Raw genomic sequence first — 23,494 nt, 5'->3', positions numbered from 1 at the left:
TAGGAGCATGAGTGTTTTAATTAAACCTATAATTACAGAAAAAATAACTAAAGACGGCGAAATTTTCGGCCGCTTTGGTTTTGTAGTTGATAGAAGAGCTAACAAAATCGAGATCAAAAAAGCTGTTGAGGCAGCTTATGGAGTTACTGTTGTTGGTGTAAATACTATGAACTATGCTGCGAAGCGTTCTGTTAAGTACACGAAAAGTGGTATGATCAACGCTAAAACTAATGCTTATAAGAAAGCAGTAGTTGAATTGAAAGAAGGAGAGAGTATAGACTTTTATTCAAATATCTAATAAACAATGTCAGTTAGAAAATTAAAACCTATTACCCCAGGTCAGCGTTTTAGAGTTGTGAATAGTTTTGACGCTATTACAACTGATAAGCCGGAGCGTAGTTTACTAGCACCGAAAAAAAAATCTGGAGGTAGAAATAGTCAAGGAAAAATGACCATGCGCTACATGGGTGGTGGTCATAAGCAAAGATATCGTGTAATTGATTTCAAAAGAGCAAAAGTTGGAGTTCCAGCTACTGTGAAATCAATCGAATACGATCCAAACCGTTCAGCATTTATTTCATTAATTGCTTACGCGGATGGAGCAAAAGCTTACGTTATCGCTCAAAGCGGTATGAAAGTAGGACAAACTGTAGTTTCTGGACCAGATGCATCACCAGAAGTTGGTAATGCAATGCCTTTAAGAAATATTCCTTTAGGAACTGTTATTTCTTGTATCGAACTACGTCCTGGACAAGGAGCAGTTATCGCTCGTTCAGCAGGTACTTTCGCTCAGTTAGTTGCAAGAGATGGTAAATACGCTACTATTAAAATGCCTTCTGGAGAAATCCGTTTGATTTTATTAGAATGTGTTGCTACTATCGGAGCTGTTTCTAACCACGATCACCAATTAATCGTTTCTGGTAAAGCTGGTAGATCTAGATGGTTAGGAAGAAGACCAAGAACAAGAGCTGTAGCAATGAACCCAGTAGATCACCCAATGGGAGGTGGAGAAGGTCGTTCGTCAGGAGGACACCCACGTTCAAGAAAAGGGTTACCTGCTAAAGGGTACAGAACTCGTTCTAAAGTTAAGTCGAGTAACAAGTATATCGTTGAACGTAGAAAGAAATAAAAGATTAAGACATGGCACGTTCGTTAAAAAAAGGACCTTATGTTCACTATAAATTAGAGAAGAAAGTTCAGTCAAACGTTGAAGGTGGAAATAAAGCTGTTATCAAAACTTGGTCAAGAGCTTCTATGATTACTCCAGATTTCGTTGGTCAAACTATCGCAGTACATAATGGTCGCCAATTTGTTCCTGTATATGTAACAGAGAACATGGTAGGACATAAATTAGGGGAATTTTCACCAACTAGATCGTTCAGAGGTCACGCTGGTGCAAAGAATAAAGGTAAAAAATAATAAGAAGCTATGGGAGTTCGTAAAAGAGAAAGAGCTGAGCAAATTAAGGAAGCTAACAAGCAAGTTGCTTTTGCTAAGCTAAACAATTGCCCTACTTCTCCTAGAAAAATGCGCTTAGTAGCGGATTTAGTAAGAGGACAGAAAGTAGAAAAAGCTCTAAATATATTAAGATTCAGTTCAAAAGAAGCTTCTCGTAAATTAGAGAAATTACTTTTATCTGCAATCGCAAACTGGCAAGCTAAGAACAGTGAAGCTAATATAGAAGAAGCTGGTCTTATTGTACAGGAAGTTCGCGTTGATGGTGGAATGATGTTAAAAAGATTACGTCCTGCACCTCAAGGAAGAGCACACAGAATCAGAAAACGTTCTAATCACGTAACAATCGTATTAGGATCTAATAATAACACTCAAAGCAATTAATAAGCAGTATGGGACAAAAGACTAATCCAATCGGGAATCGCCTTGGCATTATTAGAGGATGGGACTCAAACTGGTATGGTGGAAATGACTACGGTGATAAAATCGCTGAAGATCACAAAATCAGAAAGTATATTCATGCTCGTTTATCGAAAGCTAGTGTATCAAAGGTAATCATTGAGAGAACTTTAAAACTTGTAACCGTTACTATCACTACTGCTAGACCTGGTATCATTATCGGAAAAGGTGGACAAGAGGTAGACAAGTTAAAAGAGGAATTGAAAAAGATTACTGATAAAGAAGTACAAATCAATATCTTTGAAATTAAGCGTCCAGAATTAGATGGGTACCTTGTGGCTGCAAGTATCGCTCGTCAAATTGAGAACAGAATTTCTTACCGTAGAGCAATCCGTATGGCTATCGCAGCTGCTATGAGAATGAATGCTGAAGGTATTAAAGTTCAAATCTCAGGTCGTTTAAACGGAGCTGAAATGGCACGTTCTGAAAACTTCAAAGAGGGACGTATTCCTTTATCTACTTTCAGAGCAGACATTGATTATGCATTAGCTGAAGCTCACACTACTTACGGTAGAATGGGAATCAAAGTGTGGATCATGAAAGGTGAAGTTTACGGTAAGAGAGATCTTTCTCCGTTAGCTGGTATGGATAAAAAACAATCTAAATCAGCAGGATCATCTAAAGGTAGACCAAACCAACGCAAAAGAAAGTAATTTTTAAACTGAAGAAAAATGTTACAGCCTAAAAGAACAAAATACCGTAAGGTACAGAAAGGTAAAATGAAAGGGATTGCTCAAAGAGGGCACGAACTTTCAAATGGAATGTTTGGAATTAAATCACTAGATTCTTCATTTATTACTTCTCGTCAAATTGAAGCAGCTCGTATCGCAGCTACTCGTTTCATGAAACGTGAAGGACAATTATGGATCAACATTTTCCCAGACAAACCTATCACAAAGAAACCTCTTGAAGTACGTATGGGTAAAGGTAAAGGTGCAGTAGAATATTGGGTTGCTGTGGTAAAACCTGGAAGAATTATGTTTGAAGTTGGTGGAGTGCCAATTTCAGTAGCTAAAGAAGCTTTACGCTTAGCTGCACAAAAACTTCCAGTAAAAACTAAATTTGTAATTGCTAGAGATTTCGAAGCATAATCTAATTTTATCATGAAACAATCAGAAATAGTAAATCTATCTGTAGCTGAATTACAAGATCAACTTGCAACGTTGACTACTACATACAATAATTTAACGTCTGCTCATGCAGTTTCTCCAATCGAGAATCCACTTCAAATCAGAGCTATGAGAAGAAGTATCGCAAGAGTTAAGACAGAATTAAGCAAAAGAGAGTTACAATAATTGTATTCTGCTGAAAGATGGAAAATAGAAAATTAAGAAAAGAGAGAATAGGTGTTGTTACTAGTAACAAAATGGAGAAATCTATCGTAGTTGCTGAAACAAGTAGAGTAAAACACCCATTATACGGAAAGTTCGTGTTGAAAACGAAGAAATACGTTGCACACGACGAAACAAATGACTGCAACATTGGAGATAAAGTTAGAATCATGGAGACTCGTCCACTTTCTAAATCAAAATGTTGGAGATTAGTTGAAATCATTGAAAGAGCGAAATAATTATGGTACAACAGGAATCTAGACTTAAAGTAGCAGATAACACGGGAGCAAAAGAAGTTTTGACTATCCGTGTATTAGGGGGAACGAAACGTCGTTACGCCTCTGTAGGTGATAAAATTGTAGTTACTATTAAAGATGCAACTCCTAACGGAAGCGTTAAAAAAGGAGCTGTTTCAACTGCAGTTGTTGTTCGTACCAAAAAAGAAGTGAGAAGAGCCGATGGATCTTATATCAGATTTGATGATAACGCATGTGTATTATTAAATGCTGCAGGTGAGATGAGAGGTACTCGTGTTTTTGGTCCAGTAGCGAGAGAACTTCGTGAAAAACAATTCATGAAAATTGTATCATTAGCACCAGAGGTGTTATAATTCTTTCAAAAGATGACTAAGCTAAAAGTAAAAACAGGAGATACTGTACGTGTTATTGCTGGAGACCATAAAGGTACTGAAGGTAAAATTGTACGAGTATTACGTGAGAAAAACAAAGCTATTGTTGAAGGGGTAAACATCATTTCTAAACATGTTAAGCCAAGTGCTTCTAACCCTCAAGGTGGAATTGTTAAAAAAGAAGCTCCAATTCACATCTCAAACTTAGTAGTATTAGATGCTAGTAATGTAGCAACTAAAATCGCTATCAAGAATGTAGATGGAAAAAATGTAAGAGTTTCTAAAAAATCAAATCAAGTATTATAGTTATGGCTTATATACCAAGACTTAAAGAAGAATATAAAAGCAGAGTAATCTCTGCTCTTACTGAGGAATTTGGTTACAAAAACGTTATGCAAGTTCCTAAACTTGAAAAAATCGTTGTTAGCCGTGGTGTAGGTGCTGCTGTATCTGATAAAAAATTAGTTGATTATGCCGTTGAGGAGTTAACTAAAATTACAGGTCAAAAAGCAGTTGCTACAATATCAAAAAAGGACGTTGCTTCTTTCAAATTGAGAAAAGGAATGCCAATTGGAGCTAAAGTGACTTTACGTGGTGAAAAAATGTATGAATTTTTAGACCGTTTAGTAACTTCAGCTTTACCACGAGTTAGAGATTTTTCAGGTATTAAATCTGACGGATTTGACGGAAGAGGAAATTATAACTTAGGAGTAACTGAGCAAATTATTTTCCCTGAAATCAATATTGATAAAGTAAACAAAATCGCTGGTTTTGATATCACTTTTGTAACATCTGCTCATACAGATAAAGAAGCGAAATCTTTACTTGCTGAATTAGGATTACCTTTTAAAAAGAATTAAGTATGGCTAAAGAATCAATGAAAGCCCGTGAGGTAAAAAGACAAGCATTAGTAGAAAAATATGCTGCTAAAAGAAAAGCTCTTTTAGAAGCAGGTGACTACGAAGGATTACAAAAATTACCTAAAAATGCTTCTCCAGTTCGTTTACACAATAGATGTAAGTTAACAGGAAGACCTAGAGGGTATATGCGTCAATTCGGTATTTCACGTGTTACTTTCCGTGAAATGGCTAACCAAGGATTGATACCTGGAGTTAAAAAGGCAAGTTGGTAATTAAGATTTAAAGGTAAAAACATGTATACAGATCCAATAGCAGATTATCTTACAAGAGTTAGAAATGCTGTGCGTGCGAACCACAAAGTGGTAGAGATACCAGCTTCTAACTTTAAAAAAGAAATCACGAAAATTTTATTCGATCAAGGATATATCTTAAGCTATAAATTTGATGATAGTACAATTCAAGGTACAATCAAAATAGCTTTAAAATATGATAAAGACACGAAAGAGTCTGTAATTAGAGATATCCAAAGAATTAGTAAACCAGGTTTGCGTAAATACGCTTCTGCAGCAGATCTTCCTAGAATCTTGAATGGTTTAGGAATCGCTATCGTTTCAACATCAAAAGGATTGATGACTGGGAAACAAGCGAAACAACTTAATGTTGGTGGAGAAGTAGTTTGTTACGTATACTAATTTAAAAAGACTAAGAGATGTCAAGAATAGGAAAAAGTCCAATAGCAATTCCTGCAGGTGTAACGGTAGACGTTAAAGATGGGGAAATCATTGTTAAAGGTAAATTAGGAGAACTTACTCAGAAATTCGATACAGTTAGTATTAAAGTTGAAGATAATCAAGTTATAGTTGAGCGCTCTTCTGATGCAAAAGAAGAAAGAGCTAAACACGGTTTATACCGTAGTTTAATTAACAACATGGTAACAGGTGTATCTGAAGGATTCACAATTGCTTTAGAGTTAGTAGGGGTAGGATACCGTGCTTCTAACCAAGGGCAAAAGTTGGATTTAGCTTTAGGATTTTCTCATAACATCATTATTGATGTAGCACCAGAAGTTTCAATCGAAACTATTTCTGAAAAAGGGAAAAACCCAATTTTAAAATTGACTTCATTTGATAAACAATTAGTAGGTCAAGTTGCAGCTAAAATCCGTTCATACCGTAAACCTGAGCCTTACAAAGGAAAAGGAATCAAGTTTGTGGGTGAAGAGTTAAGAAGAAAAGCAGGTAAATCAGCTTAAAAATTAAGACTATGTCATTAACAAAATCTGAAAGAAGACAACGTATAAAATTCAGAATTAGAAAGATCGTTAGCGGTTCTGCTGCTAAGCCAAGACTTTCTGTATTCAGAAGTAATAAAGAAATCTATGCTCAAATCATAGATGACGTGAATGGAGTAACTCTAGCTTCAGCATCTTCGAGAGAAGCTGGTGTAACAAGAGGAACCAATATTGAAACTGCTGCATCAGTTGGAAAACTAATTGCAGAGAAAGCTTTAAAAGCTGGTATAGAAATTGTATCTTTCGATAGAAATGGTTACTTATACCACGGACGTGTTAAATCATTAGCCGAAGGCGCTAGAGAAGCTGGATTAAAATTCTAATTAGTTATGTATCAAAATTATAAAAACGTAGAATTTGTGAAACCAAGTGGTCTTGATTTAAAAGACCGTTTGGTTAGTGTGAACCGTGTTACTAAAGTAACTAAAGGAGGACGCGCATTTGGGTTCTCTGCAGTAGTTGTAGTAGGTGACGAAAACGGTGTAGTGGGTCATGGTTTAGGTAAGTCTAAAGATGTTTCTGAGGCTATTGCTAAAGCAGTAGAAGACGCTAAGAAAAATTTAGTTAGAATTCCTCTAAACGGACACACAATTCCACACGAGCAAAAAGGAAAATTCAGTGGTGCTAGAGTCTTATTGATGCCTGCATCTTTAGGTACGGGAGTAATTGCTGGAGGTTCTGTGAGATCGGTTGTAGAAGCTGTAGGTATTACAGATTTATTATCTAAATCGCAAGGTTCTTCAAACCCACACAACGTGGTGAAAGCTACTTTCGATGCTTTATTACGCCTTAGAAGTGCTTCTACAGTTGCAAAACAAAGAGGAATTTCTTTAGAAAAAGTGTTTAAAGGTTAATTTGAAAGAAGTTATGTCAAAGATCAAAGTAAAACAAGTAAGAAGCCAAATTAATTGTCCTCTTTCACAAAAGAGAACATTAGAGGCTTTAGGACTTCGCAAGATGAACCAAGTAGTGGAACATGAAGCTACTAGTGCAATCTTGGGAATGGTAAATAAAGTTCAACACTTAGTTTCTGTAGAAGAAATTAAATAATTTTGTAAAGTATGAATTTAAGTAATTTACAGCCTGCAGAAGGTTCAGTACACAACCAAAACAAACGTCTTGGTCGTGGTGAAGGGTCTGGAAAAGGAGGAACTTCTACAAAAGGACATAAGGGAGCTAAATCACGTTCAGGATATTCTAAAAAACTAGGATTTGAAGGAGGGCAGATGCCACTTCAAAGACGTGTTCCTAAATTTGGTTTCAAAAATATTAACAGAGTAGAATACGATGTTATTAATTTAGAGAAGCTACAAACTTTAGTAGATAATGGAGTGATTACAGATACTGTAGATTTCGCTCTATTAGTTGACTTAGGATTAGCTTCTAAGAATAGTTTAGTTAAGGTTTTAGGACGTGGTGAGTTAAAAGCGAAATTAAAAGTTTCTGCTCACAAGTTTTCAGCGACTGCAGTAGAGGCAATCGAAGCAGCTGGTGGAGAAATCGTAACGTTATAAAATCTTAGTGAACAAGATGAAAAAGTTTTTTGAGACATTTGCCGGTATTTGGAAAATCGAAGAATTAAAGAACAAAATCTTTTTAACTTTAGGATTGTTACTTGTGTACCGTTTCGGTTCACAAGTAACCCTTCCAGGTATTGACGCAACAAAATTGCAAGCTTTAACAGAGCAAACTGATCAAGGTATTGGTTGGTTAATAAACGTGTTCACAGGTGGTGCTTTCGCACAAGCATCTGTATTCGCGTTAGGTATTATGCCTTATATTTCTGCTTCAATCGTAGTGCAGTTAATGGGAATCGCGGTTCCTTATTTGCAAAAACTACAAAACGATGGAGAGAGCGGTAGAAAGAAAATGAACCAAATTACAAGGTGGCTTACAATTGGGATTACCTTACTTCAAGGTCCTAGTTATATCTACAACTTGTATGTGCAATTGCCATCAGACGCATTTTTGCTAGGTTTCAATTCTTTCTCATTCTTGTTTTCTTCAGTAATTATACTAGTTACCGGAACTGTTTTTGCAATGTGGTTAGGTGAAAAAATTACTGATAAAGGTATTGGAAACGGTATTTCATTATTAATTATGATTGGGATTATTGCAAGACTACCAGTGTCTTTCATCCAAGAATTCCAGTCTAGAATAACAGATAATAATGGAGGCCTAATGATGGTGGTAATAGAAGTAATTTTATGGTTGTTAATCATTATTGCTTGTATCTATTTAACTCTTGCTGTAAGAAGAATTCCAGTTCAATATGCAAGAAGAAGTGCTTCTGGAACTTATGATCAATCCATGTTAGGTGGTAACCGCCAGTGGATTCCTTTAAAGCTAAATGCATCTGGAGTGATGCCGATTATTTTTGCGCAAGCAATAATGTTCGTACCAGCCGCAGTGGCAGGTTTGTCAACTTCAGATACTGCAAAATCTATTAGTAATACGTTTCACGATGTGTTCGGATGGCAGTATAATTTACTTTTTGCTTTTTTAATCATAATTTTTACGTACTTTTACACCGCAATTACAGTACCTACTAATAAAATGGCAGATGATTTAAAGAGAAGTGGTGGTTTTATACCAGGTGTTAAGCCAGGTTCAGAGACTGCAGACTTCTTAGATAAGATTATGTCATTAATCACTTTCCCTGGATCTCTGTTCCTTGCTGTTATAGCTATTTTTCCAGCTATTGTAGTAAGTGTATTAGGAGTTCAACAAGGGTGGGCGATGTTTTATGGTGGAACTTCACTATTAATCATGGTGAGTGTAGTAATAGACACTATGCAGCAGGTCAATGCTTATTTGTTAAACAAACAGTATGACAGCATGATGACTAGTGGTAAAAATAGAAGAGCAATAGCTTAGTTTTTATGGCAAAACAATCAGCAATAGAACAAGACGGGGCAATCATAGAAGCATTATCCAATGCAATGTTCCGTGTTGAATTAGAAAATGGACATGTTGTGATAGCTCATATCTCAGGTAAAATGCGTATGCACTATATTAAGTTGCTACCAGGAGACAGAGTTAAATTGGAAATGAGTCCATATGACTTAACCAAAGCAAGAATTACTTATAGATATTAAAGAGGCTATTAAAATGAAAGTAAGAGCATCAGTTAAAAAAAGAAGTGCCGAGTGCATTATAGTACGTAGAAAAGGTAGACTTTACGTTATTAATAAAAAGAATCCTAGATTTAATCAAAGACAAGGATAATTATGGCAAGAATCGCAGGGGTAGATATACCTAAACACAAAAGAGGAGTTATTGCTTTAACTTATATCTTCGGAATTGGTTCAAGTAGAGCTAAAGAAGTTCTTGAGAGAGCTCAAGTAAGTGAAGATAAAAAAGTTCAAGAGTGGAACGATGATGAAATCGGTGCTATTCGTGAAGCTGTAGGGCAATTCACTATCGAAGGAGAATTACGTTCTGAAATTTCATTAAACATCAAACGTTTAATGGATATCGGATGTTACAGAGGAATTCGTCATAGAACTGGTCTTCCATTAAGAGGACAAAGAACTAAGAATAACTCTAGAACTAGAAAAGGTAAAAGAAAAACTGTTGCTAACAAGAAAAAAGCAACTAAATAATAAGTAGTAATATGGCTAAAGCGAATACAAAAAAACGTAAAGTACTTGTTGAATCAACAGGTGAAGCTCATATTAATGCGACGTTTAACAATATCATCATTTCATTGACTAATAAAAAAGGTGAAGTGATCTCTTGGTCATCAGCAGGTAAAATGGGATTCAGAGGTTCTAAAAAGAACACTCCATATGCTGCTCAGATGGCTGCAGAAGATTGTGGTAAAGTTGCACTTGAGGCAGGACTTAAAAAAGTTAAGGTTTATGTAAAAGGACCTGGAAATGGTAGAGAATCTGCTATCCGTTCATTACATAACAACGGAATTGAAGTAACAGAGATCATCGATATTACTCCAATGCCACACAACGGATGTCGTCCTCCAAAGAGAAGAAGAGTTTAATTTTATAGTATAACACATAAGGTAGGATTAGATTATCGGAGGAAAGTGACCTGAATTCATAATCTCCTACCTTTTTTTAATTTTTTAGAAATGGCAAGATATACTGGTCCACAAACTAAAATCGCACGTAAGTTCGGCGAAGCTATTTTCGGAGATGACAAATCTTTTGAAAAAAGAAATTACCCTCCAGGGCAACATGGTTTAGCGAAAAAAAGAGGTAAGAAATCTGAGTACGCTATCCAGTTAATGGAAAAACAAAAAGCTAAATATACTTATGGTATTTTAGAAAAACAATTCCGTAACCTTTACAAAAAAGCTGCTGCAGCTCGTGGAGTAACAGGTGAGGTATTGATTCAATTATGTGAATCAAGATTAGATAACGTTGTTTACAGAATGGGTATTGCTCCTTCTAGACCAGCAGCGCGTCAAATTGTTTCTCACAGACATATTACTGTTAATGGAGAGGTAGTAAATATCCCTTCTTACCAATTAAAACCTGGTGATAAAGTTGCAGTTCGTGAAAAATCTAAATCTCTAGAAATCATTGAACGTTCGTTATCTAATTCTAGTACTGTTTATGAATGGATTACTTGGAATCCTGAAACTTTAGAAGGAAGCTTCGTAGCTACTCCTCAAAGACTTCAAGTTCCAGAAAACATCAAAGAACAGTTAATCGTAGAGTTGTACAACAAATAATAATTGACATTCAGTCGAAACAAATATGGCAATATTTAATTTTCAAAAGCCCGATAAAGTTATCATGATTGATTCGACCGATTTTAAAGGTAAATTCGAATTTAGACCTTTGGAACCGGGATATGGATTGACTATTGGTAATGCATTAAGAAGAGTTCTTCTTTCTTCCTTGGAAGGATATGCAATTACTTCAGTTCGCATAGAAGGCGTGGATCATGAGTTTTCTACTATAGCAGGTGTGGTTGAGGATGTAACAGAAATCATTCTTAATTTAAAACAGGTTCGTTTTAAACGTCAAATAGAAGAGGTAGATAGCGAAACTGTAAGTATTTCTTTCTCTGGTAAAGAACAATTGACAGCAGGTGATTTTCAAAAATACATCTCTAGCTTTCAAGTTCTAAACCCTGACTTAGTTATCTGTAATTTAGATAGTAATGTTACTATCAATATGGATTTAAGTATCGAAAAAGGTAGAGGATACGTGCCAGCTGAAGAAAATAGAAAGCCAAATGCACCAATCGGAACTATCTTTACAGATTCAATTTATACTCCAGTTAAGAACGTTAAGTATGCAATCGAAAACTATCGTGTTGAACAAAAAACTGACTACGAAAAGTTAGTTTTTGATATCGTAACAGATGGTTCGATTCACCCAAAAGATGCCTTAACGGAAGCAGCTAAAACATTGATTCATCATTTTATGCTGTTCTCTGACGAGAGAATTACTTTAGAGGCGGACGAGATCGCTCAAACTGAATCATATGATGAGGAATCATTACATATGAGACAGCTTCTAAAAACTAAATTGGTAGATTTAGATCTTTCAGTTCGAGCATTGAATTGTTTGAAAGCGGCTGAAGTAGATACATTAGGGGATTTAGTTTCTTTTAACAAAAACGACTTAATGAAATTCAGAAACTTTGGTAAAAAATCTTTATCAGAGTTGGAAGAATTAGTTGCAGTTAAAGGACTGAATTTTGGTATGGATCTATCAAAATACAAATTAGATAAAGAATAATCTAGACCTTTAAAGTCTAAATTCTAGAAAGAAATGAGACACGGAAAAAAAATTAATAAACTAGGTAGAAAAGCTGGTCATAGAAAATCTATGTTAGCTAATATGGCTTGTTCTTTAATCGAGCACAAGCGTATCAATACTACTGTAGCTAAAGCTAAAGCTTTACAACAATTTATTGAACCATTAGTGACTAAAGCTAAAACTGACGATACTCATAATCGTCGTGTAGTTTTCTCTTACATCAAACAAAAAGAAGCTGTTACTGAATTATTCAGAGAAGTAGCTCAAAAAGTTGGTGATCGTCCAGGTGGATATACTCGTATTATCAAATTAGGTAATCGTTTAGGAGATAACGCTGATATGGCTATGATTGAGTTCGTAGACTTCAACGAAATCTACAATGTTGCGAAGAAAGAAGCTAAAAAGAATACTCGTAGAGGTAAGAAAAAAGCTACTGAAGAAGTAACAACAGTTGAAACTTCAAATGAAGCAGAAACTAATGAATAATAATTTTACATTTTTTACTTGTAAAATTTCATAAATAAAAGGGACATTCTTTTAAAGGATGTCCCTTTTTTTATGTTTTTTTGTTTTAATTTTGTCCTATACTATACAACGAATAATAATGGAATATAATAAAAAAGAAAACGCCGTTATAGTACTAAGTGATGGTACTGTTTTTTATGGTAAATCTGTAGGTGTATCTGGTACTGCTTATGGGGAGATTTGCTTCAACACTGGTATGACTGGTTACCAAGAAGTTTTTACTGACCCTTCTTACTTTGGTCAAATTATGTTGGCTACTAGTCCACATATTGGGAACTATGGAGTAAATGTTGATGAAGTAGATTCGGATGGTATTAAGATTGCTGGTTTAGTATGTAAGAGTTTTAGTAATGTGAACTCTCGTGCTAATTCTTATTCAGACGTTTTATCTTATTTTAAGAAACACTCTTTAGTAGCTATTTGTGATGTGGATACAAGAGCATTAACTACTTACATTCGTGAGCATGGAGCTATGAATGCTATTATTTCAACGGATGGTACTAGCATAGAAGATCTTAAAAAGAAATTGAAAGAGATTCCTTCTATGGAAGGTTTAGAACTAGCTTCTAAAGTTTCCACTAAAGAAGCTTATACTTATGGTGATCCAGAGGCTCCTATTAAAGTAGCTGCTCTAGATTTTGGTATCAAAGCTAGTATTTTAAAATGCCTTGCTGAGCGTGGATGTTTCATTAAAGTATTTCCTTATAACACTAAGTATGCTGAGTTGTTGGATTTCAATCCTGATGGGTTCTTCTTATCTAATGGGCCTGGTGATCCTCTAGCTCTTGGTAAACTTGGAGTTTTAGATGTAGTTAAAGAAGTTATTGCTTCTAATAAACCAGTATTTGGAATTTGTCTAGGACATCAATTGATCGGATTATCTCAAGGAGTAAATACTTTCAAGATGTTTAGTGGACATAGAGGAGTAAACCACCCAGTAAAGAACTTATTAACTGGATTAGGTGAAATCACTTCTCAAAATCATGGGTTCGCTATTATCAAGGAGGATTTAGAAGATCACCCTACTTTAGAATTAACTCATGTTCATTTAAACGATGGTACAGTTGCAGGTATGCGTATGAAGGATAAGGATATCTTCTCGGTACAATACCACCCGGAAGCAAGTCCTGGACCTCATGACTCTCGTTATTTGTTTGATCAATTTGTAGAAAATATAAATAAAAGTAAAGTAGCTATTTAATAGCTACTTTTTTTTTGGCTTTTTATCTAAGTATTGAGTATTGGTTGTGAAATGTAAAGTTTTTTTGCTTTTAAATTTGTAGTTTTGCCTAACTAAATTTTAAAGACACAATTATAATATGAGTACAATCGTTAGTGTGCATGCACGTCAAATTTTAGACTCTAGAGGTAATCCAACTATAGAGGTAGATGTTATCACAGATGGTGGGTTTTTAGGTAGAGCAGCTGTTCCTTCAGGTGCTTCAACTGGAGAACATGAAGCTGTTGAATTAAGAGATGGTGGTAAAGCATTCTTAGGTAAAGGCGTTTTAAATGCTGTAGAGAATGTGAATACAATTATTGCTGAAAATATCGTTGGTGTAAGTGTTCTAGAGCAAAATGCAATCGATCAATTAATGATTGAATTAGATGGAACTGCAAATAAGAGCAATCTTGGTGCTAATGCTATTTTAGGTGTTTCTTTAGCAGTTGCTAAAGCGGCAGCGGCTGAGTTAGGTTTACCACTATACCGTTATGTAGGTGGTGTATCTGCTAATACTTTGCCAGTACCTATGATGAATATTATAAATGGAGGTTCACACTCTGATGCTCCTATCGCATTTCAAGAGTTTATGATTATGCCTGTTAAAGCAGAGAGTTTTTCTCAAGCTTTACAAATGGGTACGGAGATCTTCCATAGTCTTAAAAATGTTTTACATGCACGTGGTTTAAGTACTGCAGTAGGGGATGAAGGTGGTTTCGCTCCAACTTTAGATGGAACTGAAGATGCTTTAGATTGTATTAAGCTTGCAGTAGAAAATGCTGGGTATAGTTTTGGTGATCAAATTATGGTTGCTTTAGACTGTGCAGCTTCTGAATTCTATGTTGATGGCAAATACGACTATAGTAAATTTGAAGGACCACAAGGAAAGGTTCGTACTTCAGAAGAGCAAGCAGATTATCTTGCAGAACTTTGTACAAAATACCCAATTATTTCTATTGAAGATGGTATGTATGAAGATGACTGGGCTGGTTGGAAATATTTAACGGATAAAATTGGTGAAACTGTACAGTTAGTAGGAGATGATTTATTTGTTACTAATGTAGAACGTTTAGAAAGAGGAGTTACTGAAGGTATTGGTAATTCAATTTTAATCAAGGTAAATCAAATTGGTACTTTAACAGAAACTATCGCTGCAGTTAATATGGCTAAAAATGCTGGATTCACTTCAGTTATGTCTCACCGTTCGGGTGAAACAGAGGATAGTACGATTGCTGACCTTGCTGTAGCACTTAATTGTGGACAGATAAAAACAGGTTCTGCATCTCGTTCAGACCGTATGGCAAAGTATAATCAACTATTACGTATAGAAGAAGAGCTTGGTTTTGTAGCTTATTATCCTCAAGATAAAGCTTTTAAGATTAAGTAAAAATATTTTACAAAAATTTAGCCCTCCATTTTGAGAGGGCTTTATTTTTTTATAAGTATTTTATATATTTTATTGAGAAAATGATAATTTTGGGCATCGTTGTTTTTTATTCAAATATTTTGAATGTAAAAGGTTTGTATATATGATTAATATTGGCCTAGCAAGGTGTTTTTAACTTGTAGGTATGTATATTATTTCATATCTTTCCTACTGAGAAATGCTAAAGATTAAAGCATTGCAAATATTGAAAAGAAATAATAAAAATATAAAATAATTACAATATGTCTAAAACAGCTTATATAGAGATAGACGGACAACGACATGAATTTCCTGTGTTAGTTGGAACGGAAAATGAAGTAGCTATTGATATTCTTAAGCTTCGCGCTTTAACAGGAGCTATTACTTACGATCCAGGATACAAAAATTCAGGTTCATGCCAAAGTGCAATTACTTACTTAGATGGTGAAGAAGGAATTTTACGTTATAGAGGATATTCTATTGAAGATTTAGCAGCAAATTCTAATTTCTTAGAAGTAGCTTACCTAATTATCTTTGGAGAGTTACCTACTAAAGAAGAATTAGCGCAATTCGAAACAGATATTCGCAAGTATACACTAGTGAATGAGGAAATGCGTAAGATAATCGAAGGATTCCCTAGAACAGCTCACCCAATGGGAGTGTTGGCATCTTTAACTAGCGCCCTTACTGCCTTTAATCCTAAAGTAGTAGATGCAGATTGCAAAAAGTCTTTATACGATGCTGTTTGTAAGACAATGGGTAAATTCCTAGTTATTGCAACTTGGACCTACCGTAAAGCTAAAGGGTATCCTTTAAACTATTATAATAATACAGAGAGCTATGTAGATAACTTCTTACAATTAATGTTCTCTTTACCAACTGAACCTTATGAAATAGATCCAGTTGTTAAAAATGCTGTAGATAAATTATTTATCTTACATGCAGATCATGAGCAAAACTGTTCTACTTCTACTGTTCGTATGGTAGGTTCGTCTCATGCTGGTTTATTTGCTTCTATTTCTGCTGGAGTTTCTGCTCTATGGGGACCTTTACATGGTGGAGCAAACCAAGCTGTATTAGAAATGTTAGAAGATATCCAAAAAGATGGAGGAGATGTGGATAAATACATTGCTAAAGCTAAAGACAAAGATGATCCTTTCCGTTTAATGGGATTCGGACACAGAGTATACAAAAACTTCGATCCACGTGCTAGAATTATTAAGAAAGCTGCAGATGAAGTTTTAGGTAAATTAGGAGTAGATGACCCAGTTTTAGAAATTGCTAAGAAATTAGAAGTTGCTGCGTTAAAAGATCCTTATTTCGTACAAAGACATCTTTACCCTAATGTAGATTTTTACTCAGGAATTATCTATAGAGCATTAGGAATACCTACAGAGATGTTTACTGTAATGTTTGCTATTGGTCGTCTTCCAGGGTGGATTGCACAATGGAAAGAAATGCGTATTAATAAAGAACCAATTGGACGTCCTAGACAAATCTATATTGGGGAGACATTAAGAGAATATGTTCCAGTAGATCAAAGAAAATAATTAGATTTTCGCTATATTTATAAAGAGTCTTTTTTTAAAGACTCTTTTTTTTTTGCCCAAAAAGCTAAGAGGGGTTTTCTTATATTTGTAAAAAACTATTTATGTTAGATTTAAATGTTGTAGACGAAACAAGTAGATTGCGGGCTGTGGTCCTTGGCACTGCTGTCAGTAATGGACCCACCCCTAGTATAGAAGATGCTTATGATCCTAAATCATTAGAGCATATCTTAAATGGAACATATCCTACGGAAAAGGATATGATTCAAGAAATGGATACTTTAGAGAGCCTTTTTTTAAAGTATGAAATCGATGTGTATCGACCTAGTATAATTGAAGATTATAATCAAATCTTCTCAAGAGATATAGGTTTTGTTATTGAAGATAAATTCATCAAGGCAAATGTTTTGCCAGAAAGGTCTCGAGAACTAGGAGCCTTAGAGCATATATTAGATAAAATAAACCCTAACAATATTATATCAGCACCAGAGCAAGTTCATTTCGAAGGTGGCGATGTAATGTTATGGGGAGATCATATTTTTATCGGTACCTATAAAAGACCCGACTATGCAGATTTTATAACTGCTCGCACCAATGCCCTAGGTGTAGACTTTATAAAAGAATTGTTTCCCAATAAAACCATAAGTAGTTTTGATCTTGTAAAATCAAAGACTAACGCAAAAGAAAATGCCCTGCATTTGGATTGTTGCTTTCAACCTGTTGGGACAGACAAGGCAATTATTCATAAAGAGGGTTTTTATGATCCAAAAGAATATGCCTTTTTAGTAGAGCTATTTGGTATGGATAATTTATTCCACATTAGTAAGCAGGAAATGTATGATATGAATTCCAATGTTTTTTCTATTGATAAGAATGTTGTTGTTTCAGAAAAGAGTTTCTCCCGTTTAAATAATTGGTTAGCCGAACAGGGCTTTATAGTAGAGGCAGTACCTTATGGGGAAATTGCAAAGCAAGAAGGGCTTCTACGTTGTACTACACTTCCTTTAATTAGAGATAAATAAAATATATATTATGCAGATAACAAATTCTATTTTAATGATAAGACCTGTTGCTTTTCGTATGAATGAGCAAACAGCAGTAAATAACTATTACCAACGTGTCCTAGATAATTTAAGTCCTGAGACAGTAAATGCTAAAGCTCAAGAGGAGTTCGATGCATTTGTGGAAAAATTACAAGGAGTTGGTGTAGATGTAACAGTTGTACAGGATACAAAATCTCCAGACACACCAGATAGTATCTTCCCTAATAACTGGATTTCTTTTCACGATTCTGGCGAAGTGATTTTATATCCAATGTTTGCTGAGAACCGTCGTTTGGAAAGAAGAGAGGATATCTTAGACTTACTTGAGGAAAAAGGTTTTGAAATCTCGGATATTTGGGATTATACCTCTGCAGAGGAAGATGAGTTATTTTTAGAAGGCACAGGTAGCTTATTAATTGATAGAGTAAATAATAAAGTTTATTGTGCCTTATCACAGCGTGCAGATGAGGATCTAGTTATTGAGTTCTGTGAAGAGTTTGAAATGGATCCAGTTATATTTGAAGCATTTCATACTGTAGATGGTCAAAGAAAGAATATTTATCACACCAATGTGATGATGTGTTTAGCAGATGATTTCGCTATTATCTGTGCTGATGCTATTGATGATAAGCAAGAAAAGAAGATTGTTTTGAATCACTTGAAAGAAAGCAAGAAGGAAATTATTACTATTTCTGAAGATCAGGTGAATAATTTTGCCGGTAATATGTTACAAGTTCTAGGTGATCAAGGTAAAAAATATCTTGTGATGTCTACTCAGGCTTACAATAGTCTGACAAAGGATCAAATCGATGCAATTGAAAAACATTGTTCTATCTTACATAGTAGTTTAGATACTATAGAAGCATGTGGAGGAGGAAGTGCTCGTTGCATGATGGCAGAAATTTTTCTACCAAGGGTGTAAATTAAAAAAAATACTAAAGCGAAGTTCAAAACTTCGCTTTTTTTTAGGGAATATTTATTATTTAAACTCATTTTAAATAATAAATATTCTTATATTTGCATCATTAAAAAAAATAGGTTCAAACTAAAAATATTTAAATGAAACGCAAGTCACTATTTGTACTTGGTTTATGTTACTTTCTAAGTATGGGTATTTATGCTCAAGATACTATAAGTTCACCGCAACATAAATTAGAGGAGATTGTTATTACCGGACAATATAATCCCCAGTCTATCAATAAGGCTGTAAATAATGTAACGGTATTAAATAGACAACGTATCGAAAACTTGGGTGCAGTTACACTTGCTGATGCATTAAATCAGGTTATGAATATTTCTATTTTACCTAATGCTAGTACAGGACGTTCAAGTATTAAGATGTTCGGATTAGACGGTCAGTACTTTACTATATTGATAGATAATGTACCCATGATTAGTGATGAAGGTTTTGGAAATAATACTGACCTTACTCAAATTAACTTAGATGACGTTGCTCAGATCGAGATTGTAGAAGGATCTATGGGAGTAGACTATGGAGCTAACGCTGTTACAGGAATAATCAATATTATTACTAAGAAAAATAATATAAATGACTGGAATGTTAGTGCGTTTGTACAAGAAGAAACAGTTGGTAAGGAATATAATTTAAAAGATAAAGGTAAACATATACAAGGTTTAACCATGGGGCATAATATTAACGATAATATTTATGCTAGTGTAAGCTATACTCACAGTGATTTTAAAGGATGGTATGACCAAAGAAAAGGTTTTACTTATTATGGAGATGAGGATAGACGCGGTCATGAATGGTTACCGAAAAATCAAAATAACTTAAAAGCTTTTATTAATTATCACAAAGGATCTTACCGTGTGTTTTATAAGTTTGAGTATTTTGATGAACGTATGAAAAATTACGGAAAACTTTTTGACTTAAATGAAGACCCTTTATTTGAAACCACCGATCCTATTGCTTTAGATCAAAAAATAAATACCAAAAGGTGGTCAAATGTTTTAAATACTTCTGGGCATATTAAAGATTTGATGTTTTTTGATTTGTCTTTCTCTTATCAAAAACAAGAGAAAAACAATGAAAGTTATCGTTATAGAATCAAATATGATGAAAAGTTTGATTCTTCTAATGTAAAAACAGAAAGTAGAGAAGTCTTTTTCTCAAGAGGTACTTTTAGTGAATTCATTAAATGGGATAATGCAAAGTTCCAGGTAGGATATGAGTTTACAAATAGTAAAGGATATTCTATTATGTCTCAGAATTTAGGGGAAAAGCCAGAAAACCATACTTTAGGAAGTTATGATTTTTATGCTTCTTCCGAGATTAATGTTCTGCCTCGTTTTATGGTTAGGCCTGGTTATCGTTTAATGACTTCAAATACGTTTAAAAACGAACATGCTTTAAGTTTAGTATTGAAATATGTTCTTAAAAGCGGTTATGAAATTCGCGCAACTTTAGGTACTTCTCCAAGACTTCCTAACTACGAAGAGATGTATACTTATTTTGTGGATGTTAATCATGATTTACAAGGGAACCCAGATTTAACACCGGAGAAAGGAAAGACGTTCTTTTTAAATTTGAAAAAAGATATTGAAATAAACGAAGACTTAGAGGTAAGTACAAGTTTATCAGGACGCTATTTACAAGTAAATGATAAAATTGATTTAGTTCAAATGTATGAGCCAAGTGGTTTAAAGTTTAAATACATGAATGTGGATCGTTACCGTAATATTGGAGTAACTTTCTTGAATCAAGTTAGCTGGAAAAATCTAGATTTTGGTGTAGGTTTTACCATGTCAGGATCAGCTCAGCAAATGTTTGAAGCCCCAACCGATACAGATAAATACCTTTATACTCCTGAGGTTACTGCCAATGTTAGTTACAAATTACCTAATTGGAATACTTCTTTGTCTTTATATTATAAATATAATGGAGCAGAATACAAGTATGTAATGGAGTCAGATATGTTTGGTGATTATTATTATAAAGGAAAACAAGATAGTTATTCTTGGTTAGACTTTAGTATAAGACAACCGTTTTTGGATAGAAAACTTACCGCTACTTTTGGTGTTAGAAATATTTTCAATGTTATTAATTTGAAAACAACAGCAAATGCCGCTACAGCGCACGAACCTGGTTCAACTGTAATGCCTATTGCTTATGGACGTAGTTTTTTTCTGAAAGTACAGTATAATTTAGGTTTTTAAAATAAATAGTATGAAGAATATTTTAAAAGTTTTACTTTTAGTTTGCGTTTTTATCACAGTGGGATCTTGTCAAAAAGACTCTACATCTGGAAATAACGAGCAAAGAGAGTTTATTGTTGCCTTTAAAGAGCAATCTATTCCATATGGAGAAATTACACAACCAACTAGCATACCTTTACTTTTTTCACACAATGCTTTAGAGGATGGAAGTGTGGAAGTAAGAGTAACTACACAACAGGCTATATTTGGGGAAGATTTTAGTACTATTCCAACTATTAATCAAAGCAATTTATTGACTATACCTTTTGCAAAGGGAGATAATAGCGTTGATTTTATTTTTGAAAATTTAAAAGTTAGTGATCCCAATAGTGATAGAGCAGTTACTTTTACCATTGAGAAGATTAATTATTCAAGCGCGACTCCTGTTATTAGAGGATTTAGTGTTTTGACAATTAGTTATAATGCCTCTTTAGGTGGTGTGCTTGCTCCTAATTTAGGTGGTCCTAATGAGAAAAATCAAGTATATGTAGATTTAGCAGATCGTGCAATGTATCCTGTAAGAAGGGATTCTTGGGATTTAGCTTTTTTTAGTGATGGACCTGAATTTGTGGTTAAGCTAAATGGATCTGTTTATATGGCAGCTGGAGTTATAAATGTTAGCTCCATGACAGAAGTTATATCAGATAATATGCTAAAAAGTTTACAGGAAGATATTCGTATTGGTACTTTTGATCCGTATAATATTGCTTACATTGATAACCCTAGTGGTAACTTAAATCAGACAGCTATTTCTGCGGTGGATGTTATAGATAGAAATAACCGCGTATATCTTGTGAATTTAGGTAATGAAATTGGAAGTGATCAAGGTGTGATCCCAGGATCTGTAAACGTGGCTGGTCAGCCTAGAGGATGGATGAAGATTCGCGTACTTATACGAGATAATGCTTACCTATTACAATATAGCAAACCACAAGAGGTTGTTTATAAAGAGGTGAGTATTCCAAAAAGAACAGGGTTTAATTTCAACTTTTTTAGTTTCAATACACAAAGCATTGTAAATGTAGAGCCAAGTAAAGATAAATGGGATTTGAACTTCACTGTCTTTACAAATACAGTTGATCAAAACGGTGCTCCTATGGGGTCTTATGGTTTTTCTGATTTTATTGTACAAAATCGTTATGCTAATGTGCAGGCATACATGGTTAGAATTCCCGAAGGTGAAAAGACATTTTATAAAGATTTCACTTTAGATCAAATAGATCCAGCTAATTTTAGTTATGATTTACGAATTATAGGAGATACTTGGAGAGATGTAAGTGTAGAGAGAGTTGTTTATAAAGATGTTTTTTATGTATTAAAAGATTCTCAAAGCAATTATTATAAATTTAGAATGTTAAGTTTTTCCGATGAAAAAGGAAATAGGGGGTATCCTAGGTTTGAATACTCCTTACTGTATTAGAAAATAAGTATTATATATAGGTATAAAAGCTCTAAGTGAAACTTAGGGCTTTTTTTTTTATGTTTTTTCTCCCTTAGCTGGGTTTGTTAATATTGTGTTTAAGGTTAGTGTCTTTTGGGTTTTAAATATTATATTAATAAACTGATATTATTTTATTATGAAACAAAAGATAGGTTATTCATTTCTAGATACAGCTACTATTGGTCAAAATCGCACTATAAAGGAAACTTTTAATAATGTTTTGAAAACAGCTCAAGAAGCGGAAAATCTTGGCTATACAAGATTTTGGTTAGCAGAACACCATAATATGGCAAATATTGCTAGTAGTGCAACTTCTGTGTTAATTGGTTATGTTGCTCAAGGAACATCTAGGATTAGGGTTGGTTCTGGTGGAATTATGCTTCCGAATCATTCTAGTTTAGTTATTGCTGAGCAATTTGGAACTTTAGAAGCTTTATATCCAGGGCGTATTGACTTAGGTTTAGGTCGTGCTCCAGGGACAGATCAGTTAACTGCCATGGCTCTTCGTAGAAACACCACTTTACAACCTAATGGTTTTATAGATCAAATTAAGGAATTAGAGAGCTTTTTTAAAAATACCGATCCAAGTGCAACAGTTAGGGCTTTTCCTGGAGAAGGGGCTAAAGTAGATATGTGGATACTAGGGTCTAGTACAGATAGTGCTTATCTTGCAGCTGAATTAGGGTTGCCTTACGCTTTTGCGAGTCATTTTGCTCCAAATCAATTGCAATTGGCTGCAAAAATTTACCGCAAAAATTTTAAACCAAGTGAATATTTAAACCAACCGTATTTTATAGCTTGTGTCAATGCTATTGTTGCAGATGATTCAGATAAGGCCAATATTTTAGCAACCTCTTTTTATAAAATGTTTTTAGGTATTATAAGGAATGATCGTAAACCATTACAAGAACCAGTTTTTTCTATGCAGGGAATATGGAGTGAAATTGAAAGAGATTATGTTTTAGATATGACAGCTTGCTCCTTTATAGGTAGTAAAGAGGAATTGCTTCCTGAGGTGCAAAGATTCTGTGATATTCTAGAAGTGGACGAGTTAATGATTCACTCTCCTATATATGATATAAAAGCTAAACAGCAAAGTATCGAGTTATTTAGTGAATTAATGCAAAATGTTGAAAAAAACTTTTAAGTTTAATCTATTGTTCTTGAGTAGTTTGTCTATTGTGTGTAATAGTTTTTAGAAAAAAAGCCTGTATAAAGTTTGGAAGTAAACAATAAGTTTCTACTTTTGCACCCGCATTAAGCAAGACGATCTTATACAAAAAGAAGTAAAGTTACCTTTTAAAAACATTAAAGAAATTTTAAGAAAAATAAATTT

Annotated in this window: 34 protein-coding genes; all 34 read left to right on the top strand. The window is 34.3% G+C overall.

Annotated elements, in window-relative coordinates:
• The first annotated feature begins 7 nt into the window (after window positions 1-7).
• The 34 genes from rplW to ACYSNM_RS02085 all read left to right on the top strand — a co-directional run bounded on the left by rplW (window position 8) and on the right by ACYSNM_RS02085 (window position 23,305).
• Window positions 8-298 carry a 50S ribosomal protein L23 gene (rplW, locus tag ACYSNM_RS02250; RefSeq protein WP_461754279.1) on the top strand — a complete coding sequence of 97 codons (291 nt, stop codon included), beginning with the start codon at window positions 8-10 and terminating at the stop codon, window positions 296-298.
• A 6-nt stretch (window positions 299-304) separates the two neighbouring features.
• A complete protein-coding gene (rplB, locus tag ACYSNM_RS02245) occupies window positions 305-1,129 on the top strand; it encodes a 50S ribosomal protein L2 (RefSeq protein ID WP_461755443.1) in 825 nt (274 codons plus the stop codon).
• 11 nt (window positions 1,130-1,140) lie between these two features.
• Window positions 1,141-1,419, top strand: a complete 279-nt coding sequence (rpsS, locus tag ACYSNM_RS02240) for a 30S ribosomal protein S19 (RefSeq protein WP_461754277.1) — start codon at window positions 1,141-1,143, stop codon at window positions 1,417-1,419.
• Window positions 1,420-1,428: 9 nt separating this feature from the next.
• Window positions 1,429-1,839 (top strand): 50S ribosomal protein L22, encoded by a 411-nt coding sequence (gene rplV / locus ACYSNM_RS02235; protein ID WP_461754276.1) that lies wholly within the window; start codon window positions 1,429-1,431, stop codon window positions 1,837-1,839.
• An 8-nt stretch (window positions 1,840-1,847) separates the two neighbouring features.
• Entirely contained in the window at window positions 1,848-2,567 is a 720-nt protein-coding gene (rpsC, locus tag ACYSNM_RS02230) for a 30S ribosomal protein S3 (RefSeq protein ID WP_461754275.1), read from the top strand.
• Window positions 2,568-2,585: 18 nt separating this feature from the next.
• Window positions 2,586-3,005, top strand: coding sequence for a 50S ribosomal protein L16 (gene rplP, locus ACYSNM_RS02225; RefSeq protein WP_461754274.1), 420 nt, complete (start codon window positions 2,586-2,588; stop codon window positions 3,003-3,005).
• A 12-nt stretch (window positions 3,006-3,017) separates the two neighbouring features.
• Entirely contained in the window at window positions 3,018-3,209 is a 192-nt protein-coding gene (rpmC, locus tag ACYSNM_RS02220) for a 50S ribosomal protein L29 (protein ID WP_461754273.1), read from the top strand.
• Between the two features lie 17 nt (window positions 3,210-3,226).
• Window positions 3,227-3,484, top strand: coding sequence for a 30S ribosomal protein S17 (gene rpsQ, locus ACYSNM_RS02215; RefSeq protein ID WP_461754272.1), 258 nt, complete (start codon window positions 3,227-3,229; stop codon window positions 3,482-3,484).
• Between the two features lie 2 nt (window positions 3,485-3,486).
• A complete protein-coding gene (gene rplN / locus ACYSNM_RS02210; RefSeq protein WP_461754271.1) occupies window positions 3,487-3,855 on the top strand; it encodes a 50S ribosomal protein L14 in 369 nt (122 codons plus the stop codon).
• Between the two features lie 12 nt (window positions 3,856-3,867).
• Entirely contained in the window at window positions 3,868-4,179 is a 312-nt protein-coding gene (gene rplX / locus ACYSNM_RS02205; RefSeq protein WP_461754270.1) for a 50S ribosomal protein L24, read from the top strand.
• 2 nt (window positions 4,180-4,181) lie between these two features.
• Window positions 4,182-4,733 carry a 50S ribosomal protein L5 gene (gene rplE / locus ACYSNM_RS02200; protein WP_461754269.1) on the top strand — a complete coding sequence of 184 codons (552 nt, stop codon included), beginning with the start codon at window positions 4,182-4,184 and terminating at the stop codon, window positions 4,731-4,733.
• 2 nt (window positions 4,734-4,735) lie between these two features.
• Window positions 4,736-5,005: a 30S ribosomal protein S14 gene (gene rpsN / locus ACYSNM_RS02195; RefSeq protein WP_133712303.1), complete on the top strand. Its 270-nt coding sequence runs from the start codon at window positions 4,736-4,738 to the stop codon at window positions 5,003-5,005.
• A gap of 21 nt (window positions 5,006-5,026) precedes the next feature.
• On the top strand, window positions 5,027-5,425 hold the full coding sequence (rpsH, locus tag ACYSNM_RS02190; protein WP_461754268.1) for a 30S ribosomal protein S8: 399 nt from the start codon (window positions 5,027-5,029) through the stop codon (window positions 5,423-5,425).
• 17 nt (window positions 5,426-5,442) lie between these two features.
• The gene (gene rplF / locus ACYSNM_RS02185; RefSeq protein ID WP_461755442.1) at window positions 5,443-5,985 is read left to right on the top strand and encodes a 50S ribosomal protein L6; all 543 of its coding nucleotides are present in this window, start codon (window positions 5,443-5,445) and stop codon (window positions 5,983-5,985) included.
• An 11-nt stretch (window positions 5,986-5,996) separates the two neighbouring features.
• On the top strand, window positions 5,997-6,347 hold the full coding sequence (gene rplR, locus ACYSNM_RS02180) for a 50S ribosomal protein L18 (protein ID WP_461755441.1): 351 nt from the start codon (window positions 5,997-5,999) through the stop codon (window positions 6,345-6,347).
• 6 nt (window positions 6,348-6,353) lie between these two features.
• On the top strand, window positions 6,354-6,878 hold the full coding sequence (gene rpsE / locus ACYSNM_RS02175) for a 30S ribosomal protein S5 (protein ID WP_461754265.1): 525 nt from the start codon (window positions 6,354-6,356) through the stop codon (window positions 6,876-6,878).
• Between the two features lie 13 nt (window positions 6,879-6,891).
• A complete protein-coding gene (gene rpmD / locus ACYSNM_RS02170) occupies window positions 6,892-7,074 on the top strand; it encodes a 50S ribosomal protein L30 (protein WP_461754264.1) in 183 nt (60 codons plus the stop codon).
• Between the two features lie 11 nt (window positions 7,075-7,085).
• A complete protein-coding gene (gene rplO / locus ACYSNM_RS02165; protein ID WP_461754263.1) occupies window positions 7,086-7,538 on the top strand; it encodes a 50S ribosomal protein L15 in 453 nt (150 codons plus the stop codon).
• A gap of 16 nt (window positions 7,539-7,554) precedes the next feature.
• Window positions 7,555-8,901: a preprotein translocase subunit SecY gene (gene secY / locus ACYSNM_RS02160; protein WP_461754262.1), complete on the top strand. Its 1,347-nt coding sequence runs from the start codon at window positions 7,555-7,557 to the stop codon at window positions 8,899-8,901.
• Between the two features lie 5 nt (window positions 8,902-8,906).
• On the top strand, window positions 8,907-9,122 hold the full coding sequence (infA, locus tag ACYSNM_RS02155) for a translation initiation factor IF-1 (protein WP_002987492.1): 216 nt from the start codon (window positions 8,907-8,909) through the stop codon (window positions 9,120-9,122).
• 13 nt (window positions 9,123-9,135) lie between these two features.
• Window positions 9,136-9,252, top strand: coding sequence for a type B 50S ribosomal protein L36 (gene ykgO, locus ACYSNM_RS02150; protein ID WP_461754261.1), 117 nt, complete (start codon window positions 9,136-9,138; stop codon window positions 9,250-9,252).
• A 2-nt stretch (window positions 9,253-9,254) separates the two neighbouring features.
• Entirely contained in the window at window positions 9,255-9,629 is a 375-nt protein-coding gene (rpsM, locus tag ACYSNM_RS02145) for a 30S ribosomal protein S13 (RefSeq protein ID WP_461754260.1), read from the top strand.
• An 11-nt stretch (window positions 9,630-9,640) separates the two neighbouring features.
• Window positions 9,641-10,024 carry a 30S ribosomal protein S11 gene (rpsK, locus tag ACYSNM_RS02140; RefSeq protein ID WP_010251764.1) on the top strand — a complete coding sequence of 128 codons (384 nt, stop codon included), beginning with the start codon at window positions 9,641-9,643 and terminating at the stop codon, window positions 10,022-10,024.
• Between the two features lie 90 nt (window positions 10,025-10,114).
• Window positions 10,115-10,720: a 30S ribosomal protein S4 gene (gene rpsD, locus ACYSNM_RS02135; protein WP_461754259.1), complete on the top strand. Its 606-nt coding sequence runs from the start codon at window positions 10,115-10,117 to the stop codon at window positions 10,718-10,720.
• Between the two features lie 25 nt (window positions 10,721-10,745).
• Window positions 10,746-11,738, top strand: a complete 993-nt coding sequence (locus ACYSNM_RS02130) for a DNA-directed RNA polymerase subunit alpha (protein ID WP_461754258.1) — start codon at window positions 10,746-10,748, stop codon at window positions 11,736-11,738.
• Window positions 11,739-11,771: 33 nt separating this feature from the next.
• Complete coding sequence (rplQ, locus tag ACYSNM_RS02125; RefSeq protein WP_461754257.1) at window positions 11,772-12,245, top strand: 50S ribosomal protein L17; 474 nt, start codon at window positions 11,772-11,774, stop codon at window positions 12,243-12,245.
• Window positions 12,246-12,363: 118 nt separating this feature from the next.
• Complete coding sequence (gene carA / locus ACYSNM_RS02120; protein WP_461755440.1) at window positions 12,364-13,485, top strand: glutamine-hydrolyzing carbamoyl-phosphate synthase small subunit; 1,122 nt, start codon at window positions 12,364-12,366, stop codon at window positions 13,483-13,485.
• 118 nt (window positions 13,486-13,603) lie between these two features.
• On the top strand, window positions 13,604-14,893 hold the full coding sequence (gene eno, locus ACYSNM_RS02115) for a phosphopyruvate hydratase (protein ID WP_461755439.1): 1,290 nt from the start codon (window positions 13,604-13,606) through the stop codon (window positions 14,891-14,893).
• Between the two features lie 281 nt (window positions 14,894-15,174).
• The gene (locus tag ACYSNM_RS02110; RefSeq protein WP_461755438.1) at window positions 15,175-16,461 is read left to right on the top strand and encodes a citrate synthase; all 1,287 of its coding nucleotides are present in this window, start codon (window positions 15,175-15,177) and stop codon (window positions 16,459-16,461) included.
• Window positions 16,462-16,562: 101 nt separating this feature from the next.
• On the top strand, window positions 16,563-17,480 hold the full coding sequence (locus ACYSNM_RS02105; RefSeq protein ID WP_461755437.1) for a dimethylarginine dimethylaminohydrolase family protein: 918 nt from the start codon (window positions 16,563-16,565) through the stop codon (window positions 17,478-17,480).
• Between the two features lie 7 nt (window positions 17,481-17,487).
• Window positions 17,488-18,423, top strand: a complete 936-nt coding sequence (ctlX, locus tag ACYSNM_RS02100; RefSeq protein ID WP_461755606.1) for a citrulline utilization hydrolase CtlX — start codon at window positions 17,488-17,490, stop codon at window positions 18,421-18,423.
• Window positions 18,424-18,560: 137 nt separating this feature from the next.
• The gene (locus ACYSNM_RS02095) at window positions 18,561-20,678 is read left to right on the top strand and encodes a TonB-dependent receptor plug domain-containing protein (RefSeq protein ID WP_461755436.1); all 2,118 of its coding nucleotides are present in this window, start codon (window positions 18,561-18,563) and stop codon (window positions 20,676-20,678) included.
• Between the two features lie 10 nt (window positions 20,679-20,688).
• Window positions 20,689-22,137, top strand: a complete 1,449-nt coding sequence (locus tag ACYSNM_RS02090) for an HmuY family protein (protein ID WP_461755435.1) — start codon at window positions 20,689-20,691, stop codon at window positions 22,135-22,137.
• Window positions 22,138-22,294: 157 nt separating this feature from the next.
• Complete coding sequence (locus ACYSNM_RS02085; protein WP_461755434.1) at window positions 22,295-23,305, top strand: LLM class flavin-dependent oxidoreductase; 1,011 nt, start codon at window positions 22,295-22,297, stop codon at window positions 23,303-23,305.
• The last annotated feature ends 189 nt before the right edge of the window (window positions 23,306-23,494 follow it).

The sequence above is a fragment of the Myroides sp. LJL116 genome (assembly GCF_054871685.1).
The sequence above is the reverse complement of the archived record's forward strand: the minus strand, read 5'-3'. Positions and strand labels throughout refer to the sequence as shown.

Coding starts and splice junctions, on each gene's coding strand:
- rplW (WP_461754279.1), top strand. CDS start 8: ATGAGTGTTTTAATTAAACCTATAATTACAGAAAAAATAACTAAAGAC.
- rplB (WP_461755443.1), top strand. CDS start 305: ATGTCAGTTAGAAAATTAAAACCTATTACCCCAGGTCAGCGTTTTAGA.
- rpsS (WP_461754277.1), top strand. CDS start 1,141: ATGGCACGTTCGTTAAAAAAAGGACCTTATGTTCACTATAAATTAGAG.
- rplV (WP_461754276.1), top strand. CDS start 1,429: ATGGGAGTTCGTAAAAGAGAAAGAGCTGAGCAAATTAAGGAAGCTAAC.
- rpsC (WP_461754275.1), top strand. CDS start 1,848: ATGGGACAAAAGACTAATCCAATCGGGAATCGCCTTGGCATTATTAGA.
- rplP (WP_461754274.1), top strand. CDS start 2,586: ATGTTACAGCCTAAAAGAACAAAATACCGTAAGGTACAGAAAGGTAAA.
- rpmC (WP_461754273.1), top strand. CDS start 3,018: ATGAAACAATCAGAAATAGTAAATCTATCTGTAGCTGAATTACAAGAT.
- rpsQ (WP_461754272.1), top strand. CDS start 3,227: ATGGAAAATAGAAAATTAAGAAAAGAGAGAATAGGTGTTGTTACTAGT.
- rplN (WP_461754271.1), top strand. CDS start 3,487: ATGGTACAACAGGAATCTAGACTTAAAGTAGCAGATAACACGGGAGCA.
- rplX (WP_461754270.1), top strand. CDS start 3,868: ATGACTAAGCTAAAAGTAAAAACAGGAGATACTGTACGTGTTATTGCT.
- rplE (WP_461754269.1), top strand. CDS start 4,182: ATGGCTTATATACCAAGACTTAAAGAAGAATATAAAAGCAGAGTAATC.
- rpsN (WP_133712303.1), top strand. CDS start 4,736: ATGGCTAAAGAATCAATGAAAGCCCGTGAGGTAAAAAGACAAGCATTA.
- rpsH (WP_461754268.1), top strand. CDS start 5,027: ATGTATACAGATCCAATAGCAGATTATCTTACAAGAGTTAGAAATGCT.
- rplF (WP_461755442.1), top strand. CDS start 5,443: ATGTCAAGAATAGGAAAAAGTCCAATAGCAATTCCTGCAGGTGTAACG.
- rplR (WP_461755441.1), top strand. CDS start 5,997: ATGTCATTAACAAAATCTGAAAGAAGACAACGTATAAAATTCAGAATT.
- rpsE (WP_461754265.1), top strand. CDS start 6,354: ATGTATCAAAATTATAAAAACGTAGAATTTGTGAAACCAAGTGGTCTT.
- rpmD (WP_461754264.1), top strand. CDS start 6,892: ATGTCAAAGATCAAAGTAAAACAAGTAAGAAGCCAAATTAATTGTCCT.
- rplO (WP_461754263.1), top strand. CDS start 7,086: ATGAATTTAAGTAATTTACAGCCTGCAGAAGGTTCAGTACACAACCAA.
- secY (WP_461754262.1), top strand. CDS start 7,555: ATGAAAAAGTTTTTTGAGACATTTGCCGGTATTTGGAAAATCGAAGAA.
- infA (WP_002987492.1), top strand. CDS start 8,907: ATGGCAAAACAATCAGCAATAGAACAAGACGGGGCAATCATAGAAGCA.
- ykgO (WP_461754261.1), top strand. CDS start 9,136: ATGAAAGTAAGAGCATCAGTTAAAAAAAGAAGTGCCGAGTGCATTATA.
- rpsM (WP_461754260.1), top strand. CDS start 9,255: ATGGCAAGAATCGCAGGGGTAGATATACCTAAACACAAAAGAGGAGTT.
- rpsK (WP_010251764.1), top strand. CDS start 9,641: ATGGCTAAAGCGAATACAAAAAAACGTAAAGTACTTGTTGAATCAACA.
- rpsD (WP_461754259.1), top strand. CDS start 10,115: ATGGCAAGATATACTGGTCCACAAACTAAAATCGCACGTAAGTTCGGC.
- ACYSNM_RS02130 (WP_461754258.1), top strand. CDS start 10,746: ATGGCAATATTTAATTTTCAAAAGCCCGATAAAGTTATCATGATTGAT.
- rplQ (WP_461754257.1), top strand. CDS start 11,772: ATGAGACACGGAAAAAAAATTAATAAACTAGGTAGAAAAGCTGGTCAT.
- carA (WP_461755440.1), top strand. CDS start 12,364: ATGGAATATAATAAAAAAGAAAACGCCGTTATAGTACTAAGTGATGGT.
- eno (WP_461755439.1), top strand. CDS start 13,604: ATGAGTACAATCGTTAGTGTGCATGCACGTCAAATTTTAGACTCTAGA.
- ACYSNM_RS02110 (WP_461755438.1), top strand. CDS start 15,175: ATGTCTAAAACAGCTTATATAGAGATAGACGGACAACGACATGAATTT.
- ACYSNM_RS02105 (WP_461755437.1), top strand. CDS start 16,563: ATGTTAGATTTAAATGTTGTAGACGAAACAAGTAGATTGCGGGCTGTG.
- ACYSNM_RS02095 (WP_461755436.1), top strand. CDS start 18,561: ATGAAACGCAAGTCACTATTTGTACTTGGTTTATGTTACTTTCTAAGT.
- ACYSNM_RS02090 (WP_461755435.1), top strand. CDS start 20,689: ATGAAGAATATTTTAAAAGTTTTACTTTTAGTTTGCGTTTTTATCACA.
- ACYSNM_RS02085 (WP_461755434.1), top strand. CDS start 22,295: ATGAAACAAAAGATAGGTTATTCATTTCTAGATACAGCTACTATTGGT.